The following is a 24,565-nucleotide window of genomic DNA, read 5'->3' on the forward strand; positions in this document are numbered from 1 at the left end:
CACAGGGCGTGCATCTGTGAAAGTGTTATGGAAAGGATGGCTTAAGTTACAAGCCATCCTGGAAGGCTACGATTTAGCAAAATCTCTTGAGTCAGACTTGTGATCAAGAGACAGCTATAAGTGCCTGATCTGGGTGATAGAGAATTCGCCTACTGGCATCGACCACATAAATATATGTTCCACCCTCATAATAATGCTGCTCTAATAAGCTATTTAAAATATTACGCTCCTTTAGATAAAGAGAGCCACCAATATAACCAAGGTAATCTCCACTTTGATCAAACAAAGGATGAGAAATAAAAACAATAAAGTTCCCAGCAGCCGACACATAAGGCGCGCTGATTAATGGTCTTTTTTCTTGTAGCGCTTGTACAGCGCCGGGTGAGTGGATTGATTCACCAATAAGTTGTGGAAATTTAGGAGAGGTTGCGACAACAACACTATGCTTATTAATTACAACCGAGTTAAAGCTATTCGTTTGTAAGTGTAAGCGGGTCGCTTCTTGGTTTAATAAATCTTCATCATCAACTCTTTGCTCTATTTTTTTAGCTGAATAGGCCAGTTGTTGCATTGCGGATTCTAAAAAATTATTTGTTGCGGATGCCAGTTTATTGGCATAAGCATAGTTACTTTTTAGCGTGTAAGCTGTTAACTGCTCTTTTTGTACTTGGTAGGTAGAATAAAAGCTACTTACTAAAGTACTAATAGAAGCCGTAATCGCTAAAAGCAAAATAAGAAATCGAAGATTTAAGGCCGTTAATAATTTTTTTCGCAAACGTATGCCATCCTAAGTACAGGTATTCAGTACCCGAACCTATAATTGTATATAAAGCCCGCAATTATACCCTCTTGAAAATTTATTACCTAATATTAACAAAGCCACAAAAAATATAACTAAATATAACTTTTCGCTAGTTGCAAGATTATGAATTTTCTTTAACTTTTACAATACGTTATTGGTTCCTCTGCAAAAAATCCTTCTTTTGCAGTTACCTCAAAAAGTAGTTAAGCTGCTTACACTTATCTACTTTTTAGCTTTGGAGTGTGTTTTGCTAAATAAGTGTATTGTATCGTCTATCGTTTTTTTATCTGGGTGCTTAATGCCATTACAATCCTCGCTTGCTAAACCCGTGCTTTCTCTTGAACAACAACTTGGGCAAAAGCTAATACTCGACTTTCGTTACTTCTGCCAGCAAGGAGTAAGTAATAAATGCCGAACTCCAATGACCGAGTTACCTAATGAACTCGCTACCGCTATTGCAAAATACGATATTGGTGGGGTAATTTTATTTTCTGAAAACACTCAATCGATAGAGCAAACAATTGCGCTTAATAGCCAATTGCAAACAGCTGCAAGTAAATCCAGTAGTAAGCTGCCGCTATTTATATCAATAGATCAAGAAGGCGGACGTGTAGCACGTTTACCACGCGACGTTGCTACATCATTTACTGGTAATATGTCGATTGGTGCAACGTACAAAAAACACGGTACAAGCTTTGCGACAAAAACAGCAACAGTAATAGCTAAAGAGCTAAGTTCGCTGGGTATAAATGTAAACTACGCGCCCACAGTTGATGTAAACATGAACCCCGACAACCCTGTTATTAACGTACGCTCATTTGGTGAAAACCCAGCATTAGTGAGTAAATTGGGCGCCGCACAGGTTGCAGGATTTGAAAGCAATGGCGTGATTACCTCGTTAAAGCACTTTCCGGGTCACGGCGATACAAACGTAGATAGCCATACAGGCTTGCCTAAAGTAAACCATGCAAAAGAAGTTATTTACGAGCAAGACCTAGCACCGTTTAAACACATTATCGCCAAGCAAAACCCAGGTATGATAATGACGGCGCATATTCAATATCCCGCGCTCGATAGCACAACGTTTATAAGTGTTAATGGCAAAACGATGATAAAACCGGCAACAATGTCGCGCGCAATCATTACTGACATTTTACGTGGCGAGCTTAATTACCAAGGAGTTGTAGTAACTGATGCGCTTGATATGGCTGGTATTAGTAACTTCTTCACGCCAACTCAAGCGGTAATAAATACATTTGCCGCTGGAGCTGACATTGCCCTAATGCCTATTGAAATTAGAACACCAGATGATTTAAATAAACTCGATGATCTTATTAAAGATCTTGTTGCAGCGGTTAAATCAAATCAACTTGATGAGCAAGAAATAGCACAATCGGCACAGCGTATAATTACACTTAAAAATAAATTTAGATTAAGCACTAATTTTGAACCTATTACCGCGCTCATAAATGCAAAGCAAACAATTGGCAGTGCAGCACATCGCGAAATAGAAGCGCAGCTTGCTGTAGAGGCAATAACGCAGGTTAAAAATAATAACAGTACTTTGCCGCTTAATTTAAAAGCAGGAAGTAATATTCATATTATTATGCCCGACACGCGTAAATGTATGGCAATGCAGCAAGCAATTGAAGCTACCAGCCAGCAGAAACTTAACTATAGCTGTAGTAGTTTACAAGGGTTTAATCCAGCACATGCAAAAGCACAAATACAGGCTGCTGATGTAGTTATCGCCGGTAATGCAACGCCTAATCAAAGTGCGGTAGAAATTGGCGGTATGGATGATTTAATAGATGATTCAAATTTTGCACTTAATAATGCAGAGCAGCCAAAAGCACTTGAGTCATTATTAGATATGGCAAAAGATGAAAATAAAAAAACTGTTTTTATAAGCTTAAGAGCCCCTTACGATATTGCTAAATTTGGCGATTATGCAAATGCTATACTTGCATCTTACGCATATAATATTGATGTAGATAAAAACGATATTGTATCTGGGCCTGCTTTTACCGCCCTTGCAAAAGTGTTACTTGGTGAAGCACCTGCTAACGGCGTACTGCCTGTCACAATAAAACCGCAAAAGGCGCACTAATATGAAACTTAATTGTGATTTAGGCGAAAGCTTTGGCGCGTGGAAAATGGGGCTAGACGATGATGTAATGCCACATGTTGATATGGCTAATATTGCCTGTGGGTTCCATGCTGGTGATGCTGATGTAATGGCAAGCACGCTCACTCTTGCCAAGCAACATAACATACAAATTGGTGCTCACCCAAGCTACCCAGACAAGCAGGGCTTTGGTAGACGCTCAATGGTACTTAGCGAAAAAGAGCTTACAAATTGCCTGCACTATCAAATAGCCGCTATTGAGGGGATGGCAAAAGTACAAGGTTTAACACTTAGCTATGTAAAACCCCACGGCGCACTTTATAACGACATGATGGCAAATGATCAAATATTACAAACCGTTATAAATGCAATCGCCAGCTACCCAATAGATTTAAAGCTAATGATTTTAGCGACTAAAAATGCCAATAAGCACATTCAAATAGCTAAAGATTCAGGAGTCGATCTAATACTTGAGGCATTTGCCGATAGGCAGTACACCGACGACGGGCATTTAGTGTCACGAACACTTGAGGGTAGCGTTCACAACAAAGCTGCATTACTAAAACAAGTAACTCAGCTTTTATCCGATGGCAGCGTGACAACACAAACTGGAAAAAAACTAACGCTCAACGCCCATAGCTTATGCGTACATGGCGACAACGCTGATGGCATAGCGCTTATAAAAGACATAAAAGCCCTGTGTAACTCAGCTAACTAAACACTTTTACACAACCACAAATAGAAGCTGTAAACCCCCTTTACAGCTTTAACTCATAGATTTAAATAAGAGCTTCATCGCATCCTACTGTTAATTTAATAATCCCTAACATATAACTACTTAGCAAATTAAAAAAAGTAACAACAGGGATAAAAATGAAAAAGCTTTTAACACTTAGCCTCATTTTAGGCTGTAGCAATTTAGCCTACGCTGAAACAAATACACTACAACTGCAAGAGGTGTTTAATTTAGAATATGCTAATCAAATAGATATAACCGAAGACGGTAAAACTGTTTATTTTGTGCGTAACCGAATGGATATAAAAACAGATCGCAAAGTTGGTAATATTTGGTCTGTTGATTACAAAACCAAACAAATGCAGCCGCTAACCTCTGGCGTACATATGGATTATTCGCCAGTACTCTCTCCTGATGGTCAACGCCTTGCGTTTATATCAACCCGCGATGGCAGCAGCCAAATATATATTAAATGGCTTAAAACAGGTGCTATGGCAAAAATTAGTAACTTAACGAGTAGTCCACGTTCGATTACATGGAGCCCTGATTCTAACCAATTAATATTTAGCATGTTTGTCCCAAGCGCTAATTCATCGCCAGTGAGCTTAATAGGTAAACCAAAAGGCGCAACCTGGGCAAAGCCCGCCAAATTTATTGATGATGTGTATTACCGTTCAGATGGTGGCGGTTACACAAAAAAAGGTTTTAGCCAATTATTTTCCATAGATGCTAACGGAGGTAATGCTAAACAACTCACTGATGATGAATTTGATAACGCGGGCGATGTAAGTTTTAGTAAAGACGGTAAATCACTTTATTTTTCTGCGAACAGGCACACAAACAACCAGCTAAAACCCACAAATAGTGAAATTTATAAACTCGATTTGGCCTCGCAAAATATAACTGAAATTACTGATCGAAATGGTCCTGATGAGCAGCCTAAAGTATCGCCCGATGGTCGTTACTTAGCGTACACAGGTTACGATGATAAACGCACTAACTACGAAAATGCTCAACTTTACATTCGTGATTTAAAAACAGGTAACACAACTAGCTTAACGTCAAATTTAGATAGAAGCGTAGGTCAAATAAAATGGAGTGCCAATTCAAAAGGTGTGTACTTTAGTTACGCCGATAAAGGTCAAACCGCCCTCGCCTATCAACCACGCAGTGGCAAGCGTAAAATAATAACAACCCAAATTGGCAGCGTTGCCTTTGGACGCCCTTATTCTGGTGGCGACTTTGATGTAAGCGAAGATGGCGAAGTAGCCTTTACCCTTGCCGATACTCAGCGCCCTGCTGATATAGCAACAATTAAACGCGGTAAAGCGCAGCGTTTAACTACCCTTAATGCAGATGCACTGGGCGACAAAGCTTTGGCTAAAGTGGAAGAAATTTGGGTTAAATCAAGTCACGATGAGTTACCTATTCAAGGTTGGGTTGCTTACCCACCTGAATTTGATAGCAGTAAAAAATATCCGCTAATACTAGAAATACACGGCGGCCCTGTCGCTAATTATGGCCCACATTTTAGCGCTGAAATTCAACTTTTTGCAGCCAAAGGCAATGTCGTTTTATACATGAACCCACGTGGTAGTGATTCATACGGTAAAGAGTTTGCACAAACTATTCATCACAATTACCCAAGTAACGATTTTGACGACTTAATGACAGGTGTTGATGCGCTAATAGCGAAAGGCTTTATTGACGAGTCTAAATTGTTTGTAACCGGTGGCTCTGGTGGCGGTGTATTAACTGCATGGATTGTGGGTCATACAGATCGCTTTGCTGCGGCTGTAGTTGCCAAACCGGTTATTAATTGGATCAGTTTTGTACTAACTGCCGATTTTTACCCGTTTTTTGCTGATTATTGGTTCCCAGGTAAACCATGGGATCACATTGAGCATTACATGAAACGCTCGCCTATTAGCTATGTTGGAAACGTCAAAACTCCTACTATGTTGCTCACTGGGGAATCTGACTACCGTACACCAATTTCAGAAACTGAACAGTTTTATCAAGCATTAAAACTACAAGGCGTTGATACTGCAATGGTGCGAATTCCTGATGCATCGCATGGTATTACAGCTCGCCCATCAAACTTAATGACCAAAGTTGCTTATATTCAATGGTGGTTTGATAAACACACTAAATAACCTAAAATTAGTATAATATTTATAGCTCAAATAAAAGCCACTTTAAATAAGTGGCTTTTGTATTTATCGCCGTAGTATTCAAACTGTAAACCCCCTTTACACTTCTGTGACAGTTAAATATCGGACTTAGCTAAAACTTCAGTTAGTAAAATTTCGGTTTATAGCATTTTTTGCAACTTGAGTTGGTAAAAAATCGGTTTGAGTCACTGTTTATAGCCTATCAGTTAGTAAAATTTTGTTTTATCGCACGGAGAAGTTAGTAAAAAATCGGTTTATAAAATCGCTAAGTTTGTCTATTAAAGCAAAAATCAGTTACTTACCTGCCTTTTAAAGTTGTTGTAAACGCTTTTTACAGCAAAATCACCCCAAATATGCCCTTTTATGAAAGGTTAGTTAAACTCTGATCTGTAAATTCACTCAGGTAGTTAAATAGTGATCCAACATGATTTGGCAAGGCCGTGTTGAACTTTGGTTGGTGAATTTGCAGCAGTATGTTTGGTTTTTAGGCAAGGCGGAGCTTATGTAGTGTGGTTATTCCCCATGAATAGGCGATAACGTAGTATAAATACCAAACATGCGCTGCCCTTTGGGTTCTTTCTAGGGACGATAAACTCTTTGTTGCTCGGTTTTTACTTAGCCCACTAGGTTACAAACCTCGCGCCGCGATTTAATCGCCCCTAGATTGAACAAATTTCAATCCACAAAGATCAACACGCCCTAGTTAAAGTCTGATCTGTAATTGTGCTTCAATGTTTAAACTTTGTTTAAAACAATAAAAAAGGGCCTATTGGCCCTTGAGTAACACTATCTAGTTAGGAATTAAAACTGGTTCATGGTGTTGTCTTCACCACCGGCTTTTAGCGCGTTATCACCAGAGAAGTATTCTTTGTGTGTATCGCCCATGTTAGACCCTGCTAGGTCTTGGTGCTTAACAGAAGCTTGCTCGCGGCGAATTTCTTGGCGTTGTACATCACGTACATAAGCCAGCATACCCATATCGCCAAAGTAACCTTCTGATAAAATATCAGTGCTTAGCGCAGCTGTATGGTACGTAGGCAGAGTAATTAAGTGATGGAAAATACCTGCTTCACGTGCGCCATCGCGCTGGAAGTTTTGCACTAGTAAATCGGCTGCTTGTGCAAGCTCTGTTGCATCCATTTCTGGTGCCATAAGGCCTTTATTATCGCCAAGGCTTGGGTAAGCACTAAGGTCACGGCCTGCTTCTTCCCACTCTTGATACACTTGCTCACGAAACTTAAGCGTCCAGTTAAATGAAGGCGAGTTGTTGTATACCAGTTTTGCATTTGGCACGTGTTCTTTTACACGATTTACCAGTTCTGCAATTTGCTTAACATGAGGTTTTTCTGTTTCAATCCACAGTAAATCAGCGCCCGACTGCAAGCTCGTAATACAATCTAGTACTACGCGGTCTTTTTCAGTGCCTTCGCGGAATTGAAATAAACCGTTATCTAGGCGAGTTGGTTTACATAACTGGCCATTAATTTTCATTGCTGTGTCGCCTTCATTTAAGTCATCAACACCGTTAATTGGCGTCGTTTCTAAAAATGCATTGTATTGGCTTGCTAAGTCACCTGGTGTTTGCGACACAGGTACTTTTTGAGTAAGGCTTGCACCTAATGAATCTGTACGTGCCACAATAATACCGTTATCAATACCAAGTTCTAAAAAGGCGTAACGTACTGCGTTAATCTTTGCTAAAAAGTCTTCGTGTGGAACGGTCACTTTACCCGCTTGGTGACCACATTGTTTGGCGTCAGATACTTGGTTTTCTATTTGAATGGCACACGCACCGGCTTCAATCATTTTTTTAGCCAGTAAGTAAGTTGCTTCTTCGTTACCAAAACCTGCGTCAATATCAGCAATAATTGGCACAACATGAGTTTCAAAGTTGTCTATTTTATCAATAACAGCTTGAACATCGCCGCCGTTCGCTTTTGCTTCATCTAGGTCGTTAAACAAGTGATCTAGTTCACGTGCATCAGCTTGCTTTAAAAATGTGTAAATTTCTTCAATTAATGCAGGTACCGATGTTTTTTCGTGCATGCTTTGATCTGGCAGCGGACCAAATGCAGAGCGAAGTGCTGCAACCATCCAGCCACTTAAGTATACATAGCTGCGTTTAGTTGTTTTTTGATGGCGCTTAATAGCCATCATCATTTGTTGGGCAGTAAAGCCATGCCAACACCCTAAAGATTGGGTGTACAGGCTTGTGTCGGCGTCATATGCAGCCATATCTTCACGCATAACGTCTGCTGTGTATTGCGCAATTTCAATCCCTGTACGAAAACGGTTTTGTAAACGCATACGGCTTGCGTATTCAGGGTTAATAGCTTTCCATGCGCTGCCTTGTGATTGGCAAAGAGTAGAGAGTGTGTCTGTTTCGCGTTGATATGTTGTCATAATAAAATCCTTCGAACGAGTGTGTAAATTATTTTAATGTTGTGAGAGTGGCTAGGAGTGTGTTCCGTAGCGCTTAATTCAACATTAGGCTCCTTTTCTAGATTTAGTAAATTTATAGTTGTTATTGTGGCTATACATTTTGTGAATGGCTAAAAAGCACTCAACATTGCCTTTTTGAGTTATTGTTGCCTTAACGCACAAGCACACAACAACATCGCGACCGTTTAAAGGAAGGCAACTATGTCCCACACTCTCACACATTCAGGACTCAGCGTAGACACACAACTCGCTGATTTTGTTAAAAATCAATTACTACCAGGCACTCACTTAAGTGAGCATCAATTTTGGCAAAGCTTTGCACATATCGTTCAAACACTTACCCCTATTAATAAGGCACTGCTTGAAAAGCGAGAATTGCTTCAACAGCAAATAGATGACTACCATCTTGCTAATAAAACGTGGGATAGCGTTAAGTACCATGCCTTTTTGCAAGATATTGGCTATTTAGTTAAAGAGCCTACCAACTTTGAAATTGAAACCCAAAATGTAGAACCCGAAGTAGCCCTTACAGCAGGCCCTCAGTTGGTTGTGCCTGTCAGTAACGCACGCTTTGCACTTAATGCCGCTAACGCACGTTGGGGTTCGTTATACGACGCTTTATACGGTACAGATGTGTTAAGCGAAGACGATGGAGCCGAAAAAGGTAATACCTACAACCCTGTTCGTGGTTTTAAGGTAATGGCCTACGCTCGCCAGTTTTTAGATAAAGCATTGCCGCTGACCAATGGCTCCCATATAGAAAGCACGAATTACTCAGTAGTAGATGGCGCACTTTTAATTACCTTGCGTGACAGCTCTCAAACCACATTAGCTAACCCATCTCAGCTTATTGGTTATCAAGGAGAAGCACAAAACCCAACTGTAGTGTTATTAAAAAACAATGACCTACATATAGAGTTACATATCGATCACCACCACATTATTGGCCAAGCAGATAAAGCAGGCTTAAAAGATGTAGTGCTAGAGGCCGCGCTTACCACCATTATGGATTGTGAAGATTCAGTAGCTGCGGTAGATGCAGAAGACAAAGTACAAGTTTATAAAAATTGGCTTGGGTTGATGCAAGGTAACTTAGTTGAATCGTTTAAAAAAGGCGATAAAACTGTTGAGCGTACCCTGCAAAGTGATAAAACATACACCGCACTTGACGGCGGCACCGTTACTTTAAAAGGCCGAAGCATGATGTTTGTAAGAAACGTTGGCCATTTAATGACGAACCCTGCTATTACCGATGTGTTTAATCAACCGGTATTTGAAGGCATTATGGATGCGATGTTTACAGCCACCGCTGCCCTGCACGACCTAAATAAAAAAACAGGTATAAAAAACTCAAGCGCGCAAAGTATTAATATAGTAAAACCAAAAATGCATGGCCCTGAAGAGGTGGCGTTTACTAACACTTTATTTAGCTTAGTAGAGGAAGCGTTAAGCTTACCTAAAAACACCCTTAAAATGGGGATTATGGATGAGGAACGCCGTACTTCTGTAAACCTAAAAGCCTGTATTTATGCAGCTAAAGAGCGTGTTGTATTTATAAATACTGGGTTTTTAGACCGCACAGGCGATGAAATTCATACCTCTATGCAAGCGGGTGTTGTGCTTCCAAAAGCACAGATTAAACAGCAACCGTGGATACAAGCTTATGAGGATCGCAATGTCGATATTGGCCTTGCTTGTGGCTTAAGCCATAAGGCCCAAATAGGTAAAGGCATGTGGCCAATGCCAGATAAAATGGCATTAATGATGGAGCAAAAACAAGCTCACCCTAAATCAGGCGCTAATACAGCATGGGTGCCCTCCCCTACAGCCGCTACCCTGCATGCAATGCATTATCACGATATATACGTATTTACTGAGCAGCAAAGTATTGCCAAACGTACTATTGCTAGCCTTAATGATCTGCTTACACCGCCGCTAATGACAGACCCTAAAACGCTTTCAAAAGAAGATATTCAAAGTGAGCTAGAAAATAACGCACAAGGTATTTTAGGTTACGTTGTACGTTGGATTGATCAAGGCGTAGGCTGCTCAAAAGTACCCGACATTAACCATATCGGTTTAATGGAAGACAGAGCCACACTGCGTATTTCAAGCCAGCATATGGCTAATTGGTTGCTAAATGGCGTGTGCTCACAAGCGCAAATAAAATCAACAATGGCTAAAATGGCCAAAGTGGTTGATGGACAAAACGAGCATGACACTGCGTATACACCCATGGCAACAAGCGAAGAAACCCTTAATAACAGCATTGCCTATCAAGCTGCACTTGCACTGGTTTTAGAGGGCGTAACGCAACCTAGTGGTTACACTGAACCACTACTACATAGCTACCGTATAAAATATAAAGCACAAAAGTCGAATACGCTTTAACCTGCTTAATCAAAGTTAAAATTAAGTACTAAACCAGCTTTTAAGCTGGTTTTTTTATCGCCTAAAATTAGAATAACAGCACTTTTAAGGCATTTTAAAAATATATATTCAAATAAGCATAATACACATGAATATCTAACATTTATTCAAACGTAAAAAAGCGTGTTTTGCATACACAAAACACGCTTTTTAAAGCTTTTAACCGTTTACATTTAATTTTTTACAATGGCATTGTGATAAATATTTTGTACATCGTCACAATCTTCAAGCATATTTATAAACTTATCAAAGTTAGCAATAACTTCTTCGTCTTCAATTTCAATATTAACTTGAGGAATAAACGTAATTTCATCTACTTCAAAGTTAATGCCTTCAAATGCGTCTTCAAGGGCAGTTTTAGCTTTAAAGTATTCTGTTGGCGGTGCAAATACTGATATTTTACCGTCCTCGGCTTCAACATCGCTTACATCAACATCAGCCATCATTAATGCTTCTAATACGACTTCATCGTCATCGCCTGCAAAGCCAAGTACCGCATAATGATCAAACATATGCGCTACACAGCCAGGAGTACCAATTTTTGAGTCTGTTTTAGTAAATGGTAAACGTACATCTTTGATAGTACGGTTTGGATTATCAGTTAAACAGTCAACAATAACCATGCAGTTACCAGGGCCATAGCCTTCATAACGGGCAACAGAGTAATCTTCTCCTGTGCCACCGGCTGCTTTTTCAATTGCTTTTTCGATAACGTGTGCGGGTACTTGGTCTTTTTTAGCTTTTTCGATTAGACGGCGAAGTGTTTGGTTTACTTCGGGATCGGGATCACCACTTTTTGCTGCAACGTAAATCTCTTTGCCGTACTTTGAGTTTACTTTTGTTTTTGCATTGGCTGTTTTGATCATAGAACTTTGACGAACTACAAATGCTCTGCCCATTTTGTGCCCCTAATGAATACGTTACGTTTTGCGGTATTTTACCAATTCAAAACGTATTGGGCTAGCTCCGCAATGGGCAAAACTTGATTAATAAAAACTTTTATAACTACATACTCATTTCAGAATAAATCAAATGGTATGCTATTTAACATAACTCTATTTTTTCAGAATAACTCTCAACTAATGTCACTAAGTCAGCAAAGTCATGTAAAACGTAATCGGCCTGATCGGCGTAAGCTGGCGTTAACTCTGGAGCGTATAAACATGCACGCATATTTGCATTGTGCGCAGCTTGAATGTCGTAAAGGTAATCGCCTACATAAAGTAAATTTCTGGCGTTAATGTTCCAAAGTGTAGCAATGGCATTTAAAGCGCTGGGATCTGGCTTTGCTGGGGCATCGCTTCGCGTTAAAACTGTGCTGATAGGGAGTGGATTATTTTGTAATTTCATTGCCGCTGCTTTATCAAAATTGCGAGTAACAATTGCCATCGGTATATTTTTAGACTTTAAAGCATTAATAGCTTCACTCACCCCAGGTAAAATACTGGCATGTTGTGCGTCTATTAATTCGTGTTGGTGAACTATATTCATTGCCTCTTCACGCATATACGGTGAGGGCAACTGAGCAATGTAATCAAGTAAGTCTTGCTCGCAAGGGCAACCTATTTGGGCTTTAATTAATGTAAAATCTAGTTCGGATGAAACTAATGTTCCATCTAAATCAAAAATTACTCCAAAAATAGCCTCAACCTGAGTAGTCATATCATTCCCTGAATTTAGTTATTACTAAATAAAATTTAAACATAAAATTCTCTACTGCTTATGCCCAAGCCAGTTATAGCTAAAGGGATAAATGAAACTAACTATATTTAAATTATTTATTTGCACTGCTATCAATCTATTGATAATACAGTAAATATAATTGGTAGTTGTAGCATGCGCAAAAAATGGTAAATATACAAATTGAACTACCAATTTTTACGTAAATTTACATATACCAGATCAAAAATGAACGCAGTTTAAACGTATAAAGAAAACGCGCACATTAACTGCAGTGCGCGTTGGTTGGGGAAGTTTTAACTGTTAATTTTGCTCAAAGCGGGCTTCGAGCCAAGTATCATCTTGTGCAAAGTTTAAAGTTTTAATCTTACCTTTGCCCTCAACGTTTACCATATTTACCTGAGATGGCCATAAATCACGAAGCGCGCCATTGCTCATTTTAATTCCTTCAATGTTTTCAGGAATTGGTGCTTCTTGGTAAACCCAAAAAAACTTACCATCAACTTGTGCTCCCACAAAGTTAAGTGGTAAAGGTTCACCACTTAACGTTTGTAGAGCAACATGCGATTCAACATACTTAGCAAAACGTTGCTGATCGGCTTTATTACTAATAATATCGATTTTGCCTTCAAATAATGTTCCTACGGCGTGTTCGGTATCATGTAAATAAAAGCGATGCATTAATTCAACATTATGCGTTCGTTTATTAAAAAGCACGGTTGTAACTGACGATTTTAGTTGATGCGCCATACTCGGCGCAGCAACTAAAAGGCAAACAATAATAAGCAAAAAGCGCATTATTGCGGCTCCTCACCGTTATCTTTTTCGTCTTTCTTCTCATCAGTTTTAAGCTCAGTTTTAATATCTTGCATGATATCGCGACTTACTTTAGCTTTACTCTTTTCCTTTTTAAACACTTCAATACGTGAAGGAATAATGCGACGAGGGTAGTTATTATTTTCAATATCTACATCCGCAGTTTCCCAATTAGGATCTACAGTAACTGATACAAGCGGTTTGTTTTTATCGGTAACAATTAGCTTTTGAACATTTTTATAATTACGACGCCAAATTTCAGCAGGAATATAACGCTCTTCGGTTGTGCCATCTTCATATGTTAGCTCAAGTAATATAGGCATTACCAAACCACCAAGGTTTGAAAATTCCATAACGTAGTAGTTTTTATCTTCTTCTAAAGCACGTTCAAGCGTTTTACGCTCCCACGGCTCTAAGCCTTTTAAAAACTTGTTGTACGAGTTACGTTCTTTATTGGTTACAGTAAAGCGGTCATTTTCGTCATAAAAATCGGTAACATCAGGGTTTTGCTCAACCCATGTTTTTTTACCTTCGGCGCGGTTACGCTCAACAAATAATGACGTAGGCTTGTCTGCTTCAATATCACGTAAACGGCTGTAATCAATATCAGGGTTTTTAGTGTCTAAACGTAGTTGATATACTTTATCTAAAGAGATATCAACATGGTCTGTGGTGTAAAACCAGCCACGCCAAAACCAATCTAAATCAACACCAGAGGCTTCTTCCATTGTACGGAAAAAATCAGCTGGGGTAGGGCGCTTGTATTTCCAGCGCTGAGCATACTCTTTAAATGCAAAGTCGAATAAGTCACGGCCTAAAATTACTTCACGTAAAATATTAAGGGCTGCGGCAGGTTTAGTATAAGCATTAGGGCCTAAACGTAATACACTGTCTGACTGAGTCATAACAGGTACTTGGTTTTCAGACTTCATGTAGCTCACTATATCGCGAGGCTCAACACCCCAAGGAATTGTAGGATCCCATTCACGACCAGCAACACCATCTAAAAAGCTGTTTAAGCCTTCATCCATCCACGTCCATTGGCGCTCATCTGAATTCACAATCATCGGAAAGTAAATATGACCAACTTCATGAATAACTACGCCAAGTAAAAAGCGCTTTTCAGCCTGAGAATAAGTACGAGTACCGTCATCTTGTAACTTAGTACGCGGACCGTTAAAGGTGATCATTGGGTATTCCATACCACCAACGGGGCCATTAACCGACTGTGCAGTTGGGTACGGGTAATCAAAAGAATACTTAGAGTACACTTCCATTGTGTGTACTACCGCTTCAGTTGAGTACTTTTTCCATAAGTCACCACCTTCTTTAGGGAAGAACGACATTGCCATAACTAAAGGTTGAACGTCACCACCTTGTTGATAACCTTTTGCATCCCACATAAACTTACGAGACGACGCCCAAGCAAAGTCACGAACATTCTGCGCTTTAAAGTGCCACGTTTTAGTTTTGTCGGTGCCTTCTTTTTCGTTTTCTAGCGCTTCTTCTGCGTTAACAATAAACACAGGACGCTTAGATGTTTCAGCTTGTTTTAAACGTTTGCGCTGAGTACTTGTAAGTACTTTACTCGCGTTATCAAGCTTACCTGTTGCCGATACAATGTGATCCGCAGGAACAGTAATCTCAACATCGTAATCACCAAACTCAAGCGTAAACTCACCAGAACCTAAAAATGGCTTGTTTGTCCATGCTTCGTAATCGGTATAAGCCGCTAAGCGAGGGAACCACTGAGCAATTAAGAATATGTCGTTGCCATCTTCTTCAAAGTGCTCGTAACCAGAACGTGCACCTACAGCATCTTCTTCAACAATGTTGAAGGCAAAGTTCATGCTAAATTCTACTTCTTTACCTGGTTTTAATGGCTCGTTTAAATCAATGCGCATTAAAGTATCAACTACAGTTACGCGGAGCTCTTTACCATCGTCATCCTTTACGCCACTGATTGTATAACCCAGTTCGTTGTCGCTCATAAATTGCTGACGGCGTAAGTCACCTAAACTTAATTTAGCAGGCTTTTGAGCTGGTAGGCTTTCTAAAGTGCTTTTAAACGTTTTAGTTGTTTCGGCAATAGAATCACTTTTAAAAATATTTTGATCTAACTGTAACCATAAATATTTAAGTGTATGCGGAGAGTTATTTTTATATTCAATGCTTTGGCTACCGGTAATACGGTGCTTTTTTTCATCTAGCTTTACATCAATATCGTAGTTTACACGTTGCTGCCAGTATTTTTCACCTGGTTCGCCAGCGGCACTACGATAAACGTTGGGTGTAGGAAGCGCTTCGTCTAATTGACGAAATTTATCAACAAAAGTACCTTTTGTTTGCTCAACCGAAGACGCCATAACCGCACTAGATATTGCCAAAGGCAATACAAAAGCACTTAGCGTAAGACCTATTTTTTTCATTGTTAGTCCTAATATAATTTTGTGAGCATACTTTGACAAATATACCAGTTAGCTTCAATAAATTAGCGACCAAGTACCGTATTTTTAGGGTGATGTTCACTTAGTTTATTAGATTGAAAAGTACAATTATTTTGTAACAAAATACGAATAAATAAAAACTGTAAAGGGGCTTTACAAAAGTGGGTTTTAATAATGGTTTTGAGCTGTTAAATACAAGTTTTAGAGCTTGAAAAAAGCACATTAATTTTACCTACTTTGCTAAAAAAGTATTGCTTTAACATTATCAGGTAAACCAATAATCCTATGTATAAGTGTCTCAAATTTCCAACAAGTAAAATGAGCTAAAAGCCCACTCTACTGAACAAAAATACAGTGAAAACAGCTGAATTATTGGCTCAAATATTGCCGAACTTCCTTAATGTTCGCTATTTTTACGATAAATGATAAATAGTGCAATTTTAGGTTGATCTTTAGTGCAGTTTATATTTAAAATCGCCAACCTTTTTATTTGAGGCAAATAAATTCGTCACATTTATCCTCAAATTAATATCGATTACTAGCAAGAAATGCGGTGGGCTTATGGATTTTTACATCCTAAAAAAACAACAAGAACTAATTGCGATTCCAGCAAGTGAGAATAACTGTAAGCAGTATCTCGATTCGGGTTATTTTTATATCGATAAAGTAGCAGCGTGCAACGAAACTAATGCATTAAAGGCGCTACACGCAAAACAAACTAAAACGTTAAAAATTCCATTATTAATGGCACTTTTAGCATTACCGGTTGTTTTTTCAGCTTGGTACAGTTTAACCTAAGGTAATACACGGCTTAGGCTTGCATCTTTAACTGCCTTGGGTATATTGGCGCTCTTACGGTTTAATTAAGAGCGCGACATGAAAGTCCTCCACACCTCAGATTGGCACCTTGGCCAACAATTCTACGAACACGACCGCCGTGTTGAGCATCAAGCCTTTTTTACATGGTTATTAGCCACTCTTGTTGAACAACAAATAGACTTACTTTTAGTTGCTGGCGATATTTATCATACCGCGACTCCAAGCGCTAGCGCCGAAAATCAGCTTTACCAATTTATTAAAGACGCCAAAAAGGCATGCCCACAATTACACGTAGTAATTATTGCGGGTAACCACGACTCTGCAAATCGTATTTTGGCAGCTCAGCCATTACTAGCGCAATTTGATACACACGTAGTAGGGCGCTTTGATGTCGCGACACCCGATGAAACTGTTATTACCATAGATACCAATGGTAAACGCGCTGTAATCGTCGCTATGCCATTTTTACGTGCAAGCGATGTAAGTTTACTTAGCCAAACTGAAAACGGCCCTAGTTACGCTCAAGGCGTTGCAAAAGCTTATGAACTTGCACTAGAGCAAGCTACTAATATAAACGAGCAAAACTCACCACTAATAGTTATGGGGCATTTACACGCAAAAGGCGGGGATATCTCAAGTGATTCTGAGCGTAACTTAGTAATAGGTGGTGAAGAGTCTATTTCTGCTAATGTATTTGGTAAACAAGCCAACTACGTTGCCCTTGGGCATTTACACAAAGCGCAACAAGTCGCTAAAAGTAATGTTATTCGCTACAGCGGCACACCTATCCCTATGTCGTTTTCAGAACGTAACTACACGCACCAAGTAAATGTTGTTGAGTTTATTACTGATGAAAAACAACATATTAGTACAACTGTAAACCCCCTTTACATTCCGCGCTCTGCCGATGTAATTATTTTACCAAAAGGGGAGTGTGTACCATTAAGCGAACTATGCGAGCAAATTAAAGCGCTCGACACTGCACAAAATACAATAGCGCCTTATTTACGTGTAAAGCTTAAATCAAGCGATACCGACACCACCTTCAGAGAACAAATAGAACAAGCACTTGAAGGCAAGCATATTAAATTTTGTGGTATTGAACGTGTACGTGAGCAATCAGCGCAAAATGACGACAACACCGTATTTGAAGATTTAAGCGAAGTTGAAATGCTCAACCCGCTTAACTTATTAGAACAAGCATTTGCAAACGATAAAGACATGGCTGGGCAAAGTGTACCCGATGAGCTAAAAGCACTTTTAAGTGACGTGATAAACGAGCTAACGGAGCAAGAACAACTATGAAAATAACCGCAGTTCGTATTCATAATTTAGCTTCAATAGTTGATGCTGAAATAGACTTTACTCAAGCCCCATTAAAAGATGCAGGCTTATTTGCGATAACAGGCGATACCGGCGCTGGTAAAAGTACTTTTTTAGATGCGATATGTTTAGCCCTTTATACAAAAACAGCGAGGCTACGCGGCGATAAAGGTAACTTAATTGAGTTTAATGGCGACAGCATTAAGCTTAATGATGCGCGGAACCTACTTCGCCGAGGTACATGGGAAGGCTACGCCGAGGTTGACTTTTTAGGGCAAGATAAACAGCTTTACCGCGCGCGTTATACAGTTTCACGCACTCATAAAAAGGTAACTGGCAAACTTAAAGTAGCAGAGCACACCTTAGTAACCCTGCCAGACGAAACCTTAATAGCTGACAAAAGCCACACAATAAAAGAAGTTGAGAGTAAAATAGGGCTTAACTTTGAGCAGTTCTCCCGTGCCGTACTTTTAGCGCAACATGAGTTTGCTGCATTTTTAAAAGCCACTGGCGATGAGCGAGCGCAACTTTTGGAGTGCTTAACAGGCACCGATAAATTTAGCCGTATTGGTGTGCGTATTTTTGAGCGCCATAAAGAGCAAGTGGCAAAGCTTGAAGCGCTCAAAGCAGGCCTTCAAAGCTATACCTTATTAACGACCGATGAACTTGAGTTACAACAAACCAAGTTAACCGATTTAAAAGCGCAAACCGAACACACTAAAAAAGAGCTAACCAAAACCGAAAAAGCACTTAACTGGTATCAGCAAGCTACAGTGCTTGAGCAAAGCTTACTGCAGGCACAGCAAACCCAGCAACAAGCAAGCTCAGCGCTTGAAAGTATCGTTGATCAAAGCGAGCAAGCAAAACAAGCCAAGCAGGCGCTTGAAATAAAAGATAACCGCAGCCGTTTTACTCAATTAACCGATCAAAATACGGCGTTAGATCAGCAAATAACATCACTTAAAAGTGTTGATCATTTAGCGGTAATTAACGAGCGTAACACCGCGCTTGCTAAGCATACTGAGCTACTTAATAACGCCAATGAGCAAAAACAAAATGCAGCGCCCGTTATAGCAAAAGCGAGAGAGCTCGACAGCAGCATTGCTTTGCAAACTCAAGCTGTAAAAGGCACAGAGTCGCAAATAACCAAAGAGCAAACTCAACTTGATGAGCTCACACAGCAGCTTAAACAAAGCAATAACGAGCTAGAGCTCGCTAATACCGACTCAACTAAAAGCCAGCAATGGCTTAATGAGCATGCACAGCTGCACGTTTTAGCAAAAGACTGGAGCTACTATCAGCAAAGCTTTAATACTTACTTAAATGCACAGCAGCAATTAACTGCAAACCTTGCACAAAGCCAAACTCTTAATACCGAGCTTGCAGGTCAGAGCGAGCGATTAAATACACAAAATAATAAAGTGCAGCAGTGCGAGGCGTTACTTACGAGCGAGCAGTCAGCTTTGCAGGTTTTAAATACTCAGCTTAATGAATTTAATGCAGAGCACTGCGACGCGCAGCTAAAAAGTATTGATTACTTAAAAGAGCAGCGAGAGCGCTATAAGCAATTTAACGCAGAGCTAAAACAAAGCACTCAACGCCAGCAAGTGCTCAATCAGCAGCTAAATGAAAGCCAGCAAGCCCATGCTTTACTTAATCAGCATTTAATAACCAGCGAGCAAGCACTTAAAGGCAGCGAGTACGCACTTAACCAAGCGCGCTTAAGAGCCAGCGAAAACGTAGAGCATTTACGCACTGAGCTTCGCCCTAATGAGCCTTGTTTAGTGTGCGGCGCAACGGAGCATCCGTATGCGGTAAATCAAAATCAGCAATTAAATAACTTAATTACTGATTTTGAAAATGCTTTTAATACCGCTAAAAAGCAATTTGACCATGCACAAAGCGAGCTGCATAAACATCAAACTCAACATGCTGTATTAACTGCTGAACACGGACAACTTGAGCAAATAATACAAACAGCAAAAGCCAAACAGCTCGACATTAAAAATACCATGCAAGGTGCACGTAGTGAGCTTAACGACTTAACGCCTGATCAGCTTGAAGTAACTTATAAGCAATTAACGCAGCAAAAAGCGCAATACTTTGAGCAACAAAAACGTCAACGTACATTGCAAACCAAAGTAAACGAGCTACAAGCAGCACTTAAAGCAGAGCAGCAAGTACAGCAGCAACTGAGTAATAAACACCTTGAGCTTACACACCAGCAAAACCAGTTAACGAGTAAGCATAGCGAGCTTAGTGCACAAATTAACGAGCTGGGTACAACACTCAATAATCAATTTGAAAACAATGATTTTTGGCAGCAACTACAAGCCAATACGCTTGAACTTACCGAGCTGAACAAGCAGGTTACACAGTATCAGCAAACTCAAACGCAACTTGAGCAAAGCCAAAAGCGCCAAGACACAGCTAATGAGCAAATAAAGCAGCTTACCCCGCTTGTTAGTAAAAGCGAGCAATCGTTAAAAGCACTTAATGAAGAGTTTGTAAAAGCAAAAGAGCTATTAGACGCTGTACAAAGTGAGCGCTCAGCTTTATTTAATAACGAGCAAATAAGCGCAGACGACTACCAAGCAAAACTCACAAGTGAGCAAGAGCAAAAACAATCGCAGGTTCAAGCGAGCCAAAAAGCCTATGACGACGCGATAAAACAACGAGATGAGCACGCTATAACGCTTAAAAATGTGGAGCAACGCTTACTTGAAAACAGCCAAGAACTAGCAACACTTGAGGCACGTTACAACCAGTGGTTTGCTGACTTTAAAGCGCAATACAGCGACGTAACGCACGAACAGATCAAAATTTTACTAACGCTAAGTAGCGAGACTATTAAAGCGCATTTAAATCAACACGAGCAGTTAACTCAAGCGTTAACAGATGCAAATGCCGCATTAAAACAGCAGCAACTTACGCTTGAAAAACACAACAGTAGCGATAAGCCAACACAAAGTGCAGAGGCTTTAAGTACGCAATTAAGCAGCTTAAATGAGCAACAAACGCAGCTGCAAAATTCATTACTAGCAACTAATACCGCTATAGAGCAACACAACCAAAACGCAAAGGCGCTTGAAGGCAAACAAGCTGAGTTAACTACGCTTAAAACACAGGTAGAGCAGTGGCACTTGCTTAATAAAGTATTGGGCGATGCAACGGGTAAAACCATGCGTAACTTAGCACAAACACAAACGTTAAAAATATTACTGCACTATGCCAACAGCCATTTAAAAACACTCAACAAACGCTACGAATTAACCGCCATAGCGCAAACGCTCGACATTGCAATTATCGACCGCGACATGGCCGACGAGCAACGCTCTGTTAATACGCTCTCGGGCGGTGAGTCATTTTTAGTATCGCTAGCGCTTGCACTTGGTTTAGCATCGCTTTCGTCTAACAAAGTACAAATCAATTCTTTGTTTATTGACGAAGGGTTTGGTACGTTAGACAGCGAAACCCTAAGCATTGCAATGGACGCTTTGGATTCTTTGCAAGCACAAGGCAGAAAAGTAGGCGTTATATCGCACGTAACACAAATGAGCGAGCGTGTAGCCACTCAAGTGCATGTAGCCAAAAAGCCAGGTGGATATTCCACAGTTGAAGTTTTATAAGCAACATTACTGAAAACAAGGAGATACAATGCCAACGTTTACAGGCGAGCAAGCAACACAATACGATAGCCGCATAACCCGTTTAGTGCCTGGTTATGAATTATTACATCAGCTCACTAATGCGCAACTACAAGCAACGCTAAGCGACAATGCGCATATTTTGGTAGTAGGGGCAGGCACAGGCAAAGAAGTACTTGCACTGGCTGCACTAAACCCTACATGGCAATTTACTGCGCAAGATACATCAGCCGATATGCTTGCTATCGCACAGCAGCAATTTGATGAACAAGGCATAACAAGCCGCGTAGATGTACATAATGGCCCAGTTGATAAGTTATCGGTTAAAGCCGATGCCGTTTTATGTTTATTAGTAATGCATTTTTTAGAAGATAACGGCGATAAAAAAGAGTTATTAAAAGCAATTAAAGGAAGTCTTAAAAAAGACGCAAACCTTTTTATTGCAGATTTAATGCGCCCCGAAACTTCATTTGAGCGCGAAGCCCAGCTCACAACGTGCGCGCAATTGGGTTTAACCGAAACAGGTAAAACACAAACAGGGCACGACTTAGAAAATGAGTTTTACCCGCTTGATAGAATGCGCTTTAGCGAACTACTAAACGAGTGCAAATTTGGCATTCCGAAGCTGTATTTTAAAGCCCTAGGTTTTAGCGGATATGTAGTTTAAGTTTCACAAGCTAAACAAGCACCCGCTATTTAGCACCAATAAAAACACCGAGTGAACAAACTCGGTGTTTTTATATAACCCTCTCTACACCCCGAAGTTTCTCTAAGCGTAGGTCGGATAAGTGAGGCGCCACCCGACGCTCTAATATCCACATCACTCAGATCATTACTGTGCCAGCAATCCTAACCAATCTCTCCAAGTGCTTTCATTGCAGCTTGTGCTTTGTCTGTTTGTACAAAAATATGGTCGTGATAAAACGCAGCTACCACATTAGCGCTAATGCCATGCTCAGTTAGCTTTGCAGATACCGCAGCTGTTAGCCCAACGGCCTCTAAGCTTGAATGTACATTAAGAGTAATTAAATTATATTTACCCTCGTAAGTAATACCTGCTTTATCGGCGGTTTCAGCTTTTAAAATAAGGGTTAGGCCTTCCTCTTCAACGTAAGTGGCAAGTGGCTCTAAGTGAACATAATCAGCCAATTTCCCTGCCAAACAGCAAAATATGTATTCACCTTGTTTAAGCACAGGCTGCATTGATTTTAATAATTCGTTTAACTCTAAAATTCCGGCCATGGTCGTTCCTTACAATGTGTTATTTAGTGCCTTTTAGCTGCGCGACTAGCTCGCTTAATCTCGCAATTTTTATATTACTTAATTGCCTGTAATCAAAATACGGGCACACAATAATGTTGTTACTGGTGTCTATTGCAAACTCGTCGTCGAGCCAATCAAATTGTGCATGCAACTTACCTTGTTGTAATAAGTTTTTAGCGTGCGTACGCCCAGCAATTATGTGTAGCTGATTTTGATTGCTAGTAGCTTTATCTGCGCAAGTAATAGTAGTGTCAGGCGCGCTAAATAGCAGGGCGGTTTTACTATTTTTTTGCAGTAAATACTCATCGCGATATTGTTGCCAAGTAGGGGCTTGTTTAGCAAATGAATAATGCTCACTTGGCAGGGAAAATAGCACTTTGGCGTAAACGTTAAACACTTTGCGCCAACCATTACCACAGTACTGGTTTATGGTATTTATTTGCTCATTTATAACCGGTTCTAGGTATTCAAGTGTTTCAAAAAACGGCATGGGCGGCGCTTTTGCTACGTATACCGCCACGCTAAATTGCGTATCACCTAAGCCAACTAATTGGGTATTCAAGTTAGTTAGCCTTGTTTTGCGCTAAAATACGGTCGAGGTTATTTGCAAAGTTTTGGCGATCGGTTTGGCTAAGTGGCGGCGGCCCACCACTCATTTCTACGCCGCTTGAGCGCATGGTATCCATAAAGTCGCGCACGTTAAGTATTGAGCGGATATTCTCGGTGGTATAAAGCTCGCCACGTGGGTTGAGTGCTTGCCCGCCGTTATCAATTACTTCACTTGCTAGCGGAATATCGCCTGTAATAACTAAATCGCCTTTTTCAACACGTTTTACTATTTCGTCGTCGGCTACATCAAATCCCGACGATACTTGAACGCGGCTTATGTATTTTGACGGCGGAATACGCATTGCGTGATTCGCTACTAAAATAGTCTCGATTTTCATACGCTCTGCAGCTCTAAAAAGTATTTCTTTTATAACAACAGGACACGCGTCTGCATCTACCCAAATTTTCATGCTATGGTCATTTTTATTGCTTTAGAATTAATATGATCCTATAGCAAATTTTTTTAATCGGCTAGCAAACTTTATATCCATCTATATGTAGATAATACGTACGATTTATGTAATTAAAAAAGGAGCTTACATGAAGGCTATTAAATACGGTTTACTTATTACAGGGTTATTTTTTCTTAGTGCCTGCACCAGCCCTCCTGAGGGAATAACACCCGTTAAAAACTTTGATATACAAAAATATAAAGGCAAATGGTTTGAAATAGCGCGTCTTAATCACTCATTCGAAGAAGGGATGGAGCAAGTTACCGCGACTTATTCAATTAACGACGACGGCACAGTAAAGGTCCTTAACAAAGGGTATTTAACGGATGATAAAAAATGGGATGACGCCGAAGGCTTAGCCAAGTTTGTTGAGGGCACCGACACAGGACATTTTAAAGTCTCGTTTTTTGGTCCATTTTATGGCGCTTACGTGATTTTTGAGCTTGACCAACCCGATTATCAATATGCATTTATAACCAGTTACAACAAAGATTACTTGTGGTTTTTGTCGCGTACACCAACGGTTAGCAAAGAGCTTAAAGAACACTTTTTAACTAAAGCTAAAGAGTTGGGCTTTGCTACCGATGAAATAATTTGGGTAAACCAAGAGACTATGTAAAGGGGGTTTACAGTTAGTTATATACGTTTTTAAAGTAGTAATAAAAGAGTCACCTAACCGTAAAGTAACTTAAATATATTATGGTTATATTGTGTGTACTTGCCGTGAGACAGCAAGTATTGGAAACACTGAATATCCCCTATTGTTGGCAAGCTATATAGCTTGCCATTTTTTTTGC

General features: G+C 40.0%; 18 protein-coding genes. 9 read left to right on the top strand and 9 right to left on the bottom strand.

What is annotated here, in order from left to right; all coding sequences use genetic code 11:
• Positions 1–103 precede the first annotated feature (103 nt).
• The gene (locus I6F10_RS11140; protein WP_442960862.1) at positions 104–775 is read right to left on the bottom strand and encodes a cache domain-containing protein; all 672 of its coding nucleotides are present in this window, start codon (positions 773–775) and stop codon (positions 104–106) included.
• A 325-nt stretch (positions 776–1,100) separates the two neighbouring features.
• On the opposite strand from I6F10_RS11140, the gene I6F10_RS11145 reads away from it, so the two are divergent.
• From I6F10_RS11145 to I6F10_RS11155, 3 genes are all read left to right on the top strand, one after another.
• A complete protein-coding gene (locus I6F10_RS11145; protein WP_197098842.1) occupies positions 1,101–2,912 on the top strand; it encodes a glycoside hydrolase family 3 protein in 1,812 nt (603 codons plus the stop codon).
• A gap of 1 nt (position 2,913) precedes the next feature.
• Positions 2,914–3,648, top strand: coding sequence for a 5-oxoprolinase subunit PxpA (locus I6F10_RS11150; protein ID WP_197098843.1), 735 nt, complete (start codon positions 2,914–2,916; stop codon positions 3,646–3,648).
• Positions 3,649–3,803: 155 nt separating this feature from the next.
• Positions 3,804–5,822 (top strand): S9 family peptidase, encoded by a 2,019-nt coding sequence (locus I6F10_RS11155; protein WP_197098844.1) that lies wholly within the window; start codon positions 3,804–3,806, stop codon positions 5,820–5,822.
• An 819-nt stretch (positions 5,823–6,641) separates the two neighbouring features.
• Here the strand turns inward: I6F10_RS11155 and I6F10_RS11160 are convergent.
• Positions 6,642–8,243, bottom strand: a complete 1,602-nt coding sequence (locus I6F10_RS11160; RefSeq protein WP_197098845.1) for an isocitrate lyase — start codon at positions 8,241–8,243, stop codon at positions 6,642–6,644.
• A 240-nt stretch (positions 8,244–8,483) separates the two neighbouring features.
• On the opposite strand from I6F10_RS11160, the gene I6F10_RS11165 reads away from it, so the two are divergent.
• Complete coding sequence (locus I6F10_RS11165; RefSeq protein WP_197098846.1) at positions 8,484–10,673, top strand: malate synthase G; 2,190 nt, start codon at positions 8,484–8,486, stop codon at positions 10,671–10,673.
• A gap of 212 nt (positions 10,674–10,885) precedes the next feature.
• Here I6F10_RS11165 and I6F10_RS11170 read toward each other — a convergent pair whose 3' ends face one another.
• From I6F10_RS11170 to I6F10_RS11185, 4 genes are all read right to left on the bottom strand, one after another.
• Positions 10,886–11,611 (bottom strand): YebC/PmpR family DNA-binding transcriptional regulator, encoded by a 726-nt coding sequence (locus tag I6F10_RS11170; RefSeq protein WP_165744008.1) that lies wholly within the window; start codon positions 11,609–11,611, stop codon positions 10,886–10,888.
• Positions 11,612–11,756: 145 nt separating this feature from the next.
• Positions 11,757–12,374, bottom strand: coding sequence for an HAD family hydrolase (locus I6F10_RS11175; protein ID WP_165723788.1), 618 nt, complete (start codon positions 12,372–12,374; stop codon positions 11,757–11,759).
• Positions 12,375–12,695: 321 nt separating this feature from the next.
• Positions 12,696–13,190 (bottom strand): DUF6702 family protein, encoded by a 495-nt coding sequence (locus I6F10_RS11180; RefSeq protein ID WP_165723789.1) that lies wholly within the window; start codon positions 13,188–13,190, stop codon positions 12,696–12,698.
• Positions 13,190–15,637: a M1 family metallopeptidase gene (locus I6F10_RS11185; protein ID WP_165723790.1), complete on the bottom strand. Its 2,448-nt coding sequence runs from the start codon at positions 15,635–15,637 to the stop codon at positions 13,190–13,192. Before I6F10_RS11185 ends, I6F10_RS11180 begins: the two co-directional genes overlap by 1 nt.
• A gap of 579 nt (positions 15,638–16,216) precedes the next feature.
• Here I6F10_RS11185 and I6F10_RS11190 point away from each other — a divergent pair.
• The 4 genes from I6F10_RS11190 to I6F10_RS11205 all read left to right on the top strand — a co-directional run bounded on the left by I6F10_RS11190 (position 16,217) and on the right by I6F10_RS11205 (position 22,111).
• Entirely contained in the window at positions 16,217–16,453 is a 237-nt protein-coding gene (locus tag I6F10_RS11190) for a hypothetical protein (protein WP_002959190.1), read from the top strand.
• 78 nt (positions 16,454–16,531) lie between these two features.
• A complete protein-coding gene (locus I6F10_RS11195) occupies positions 16,532–17,779 on the top strand; it encodes an exonuclease SbcCD subunit D C-terminal domain-containing protein (protein ID WP_165723791.1) in 1,248 nt (415 codons plus the stop codon).
• Complete coding sequence (locus tag I6F10_RS11200; RefSeq protein WP_165723792.1) at positions 17,776–21,426, top strand: AAA family ATPase; 3,651 nt, start codon at positions 17,776–17,778, stop codon at positions 21,424–21,426. Before I6F10_RS11195 ends, I6F10_RS11200 begins: the two co-directional genes overlap by 4 nt.
• Positions 21,427–21,454: 28 nt before the next feature.
• Positions 21,455–22,111, top strand: coding sequence for a class I SAM-dependent methyltransferase (locus I6F10_RS11205; protein ID WP_024596051.1), 657 nt, complete (start codon positions 21,455–21,457; stop codon positions 22,109–22,111).
• 182 nt (positions 22,112–22,293) lie between these two features.
• Here the strand turns inward: I6F10_RS11205 and I6F10_RS11210 are convergent, their stop codons facing one another.
• Genes I6F10_RS11210 through I6F10_RS11220 form a run of 3 tightly spaced genes read right to left on the bottom strand, consistent with a single transcriptional unit; the run spans position 22,294 to position 23,726 of the window.
• Entirely contained in the window at positions 22,294–22,686 is a 393-nt protein-coding gene (locus I6F10_RS11210; RefSeq protein ID WP_024596052.1) for an ACT domain-containing protein, read from the bottom strand.
• A 19-nt stretch (positions 22,687–22,705) separates the two neighbouring features.
• The gene (locus I6F10_RS11215) at positions 22,706–23,269 is read right to left on the bottom strand and encodes a DUF6942 family protein (protein ID WP_024596053.1); all 564 of its coding nucleotides are present in this window, start codon (positions 23,267–23,269) and stop codon (positions 22,706–22,708) included.
• Position 23,270: 1 nt separating this feature from the next.
• Positions 23,271–23,726 (bottom strand): YaiI/YqxD family protein, encoded by a 456-nt coding sequence (locus I6F10_RS11220; protein WP_002959175.1) that lies wholly within the window; start codon positions 23,724–23,726, stop codon positions 23,271–23,273.
• A 130-nt stretch (positions 23,727–23,856) separates the two neighbouring features.
• Between I6F10_RS11220 and I6F10_RS11225 the strand changes: the two genes are divergently transcribed.
• Positions 23,857–24,387: a lipocalin family protein gene (locus I6F10_RS11225; RefSeq protein ID WP_024605217.1), complete on the top strand. Its 531-nt coding sequence runs from the start codon at positions 23,857–23,859 to the stop codon at positions 24,385–24,387.
• Positions 24,388–24,565 lie beyond the last annotated feature (178 nt).

The organism is Pseudoalteromonas sp. SWYJZ98 (assembly GCF_015864495.1).
Taxonomy (GTDB): domain Bacteria; phylum Pseudomonadota; class Gammaproteobacteria; order Enterobacterales; family Alteromonadaceae; genus Pseudoalteromonas; species Pseudoalteromonas distincta.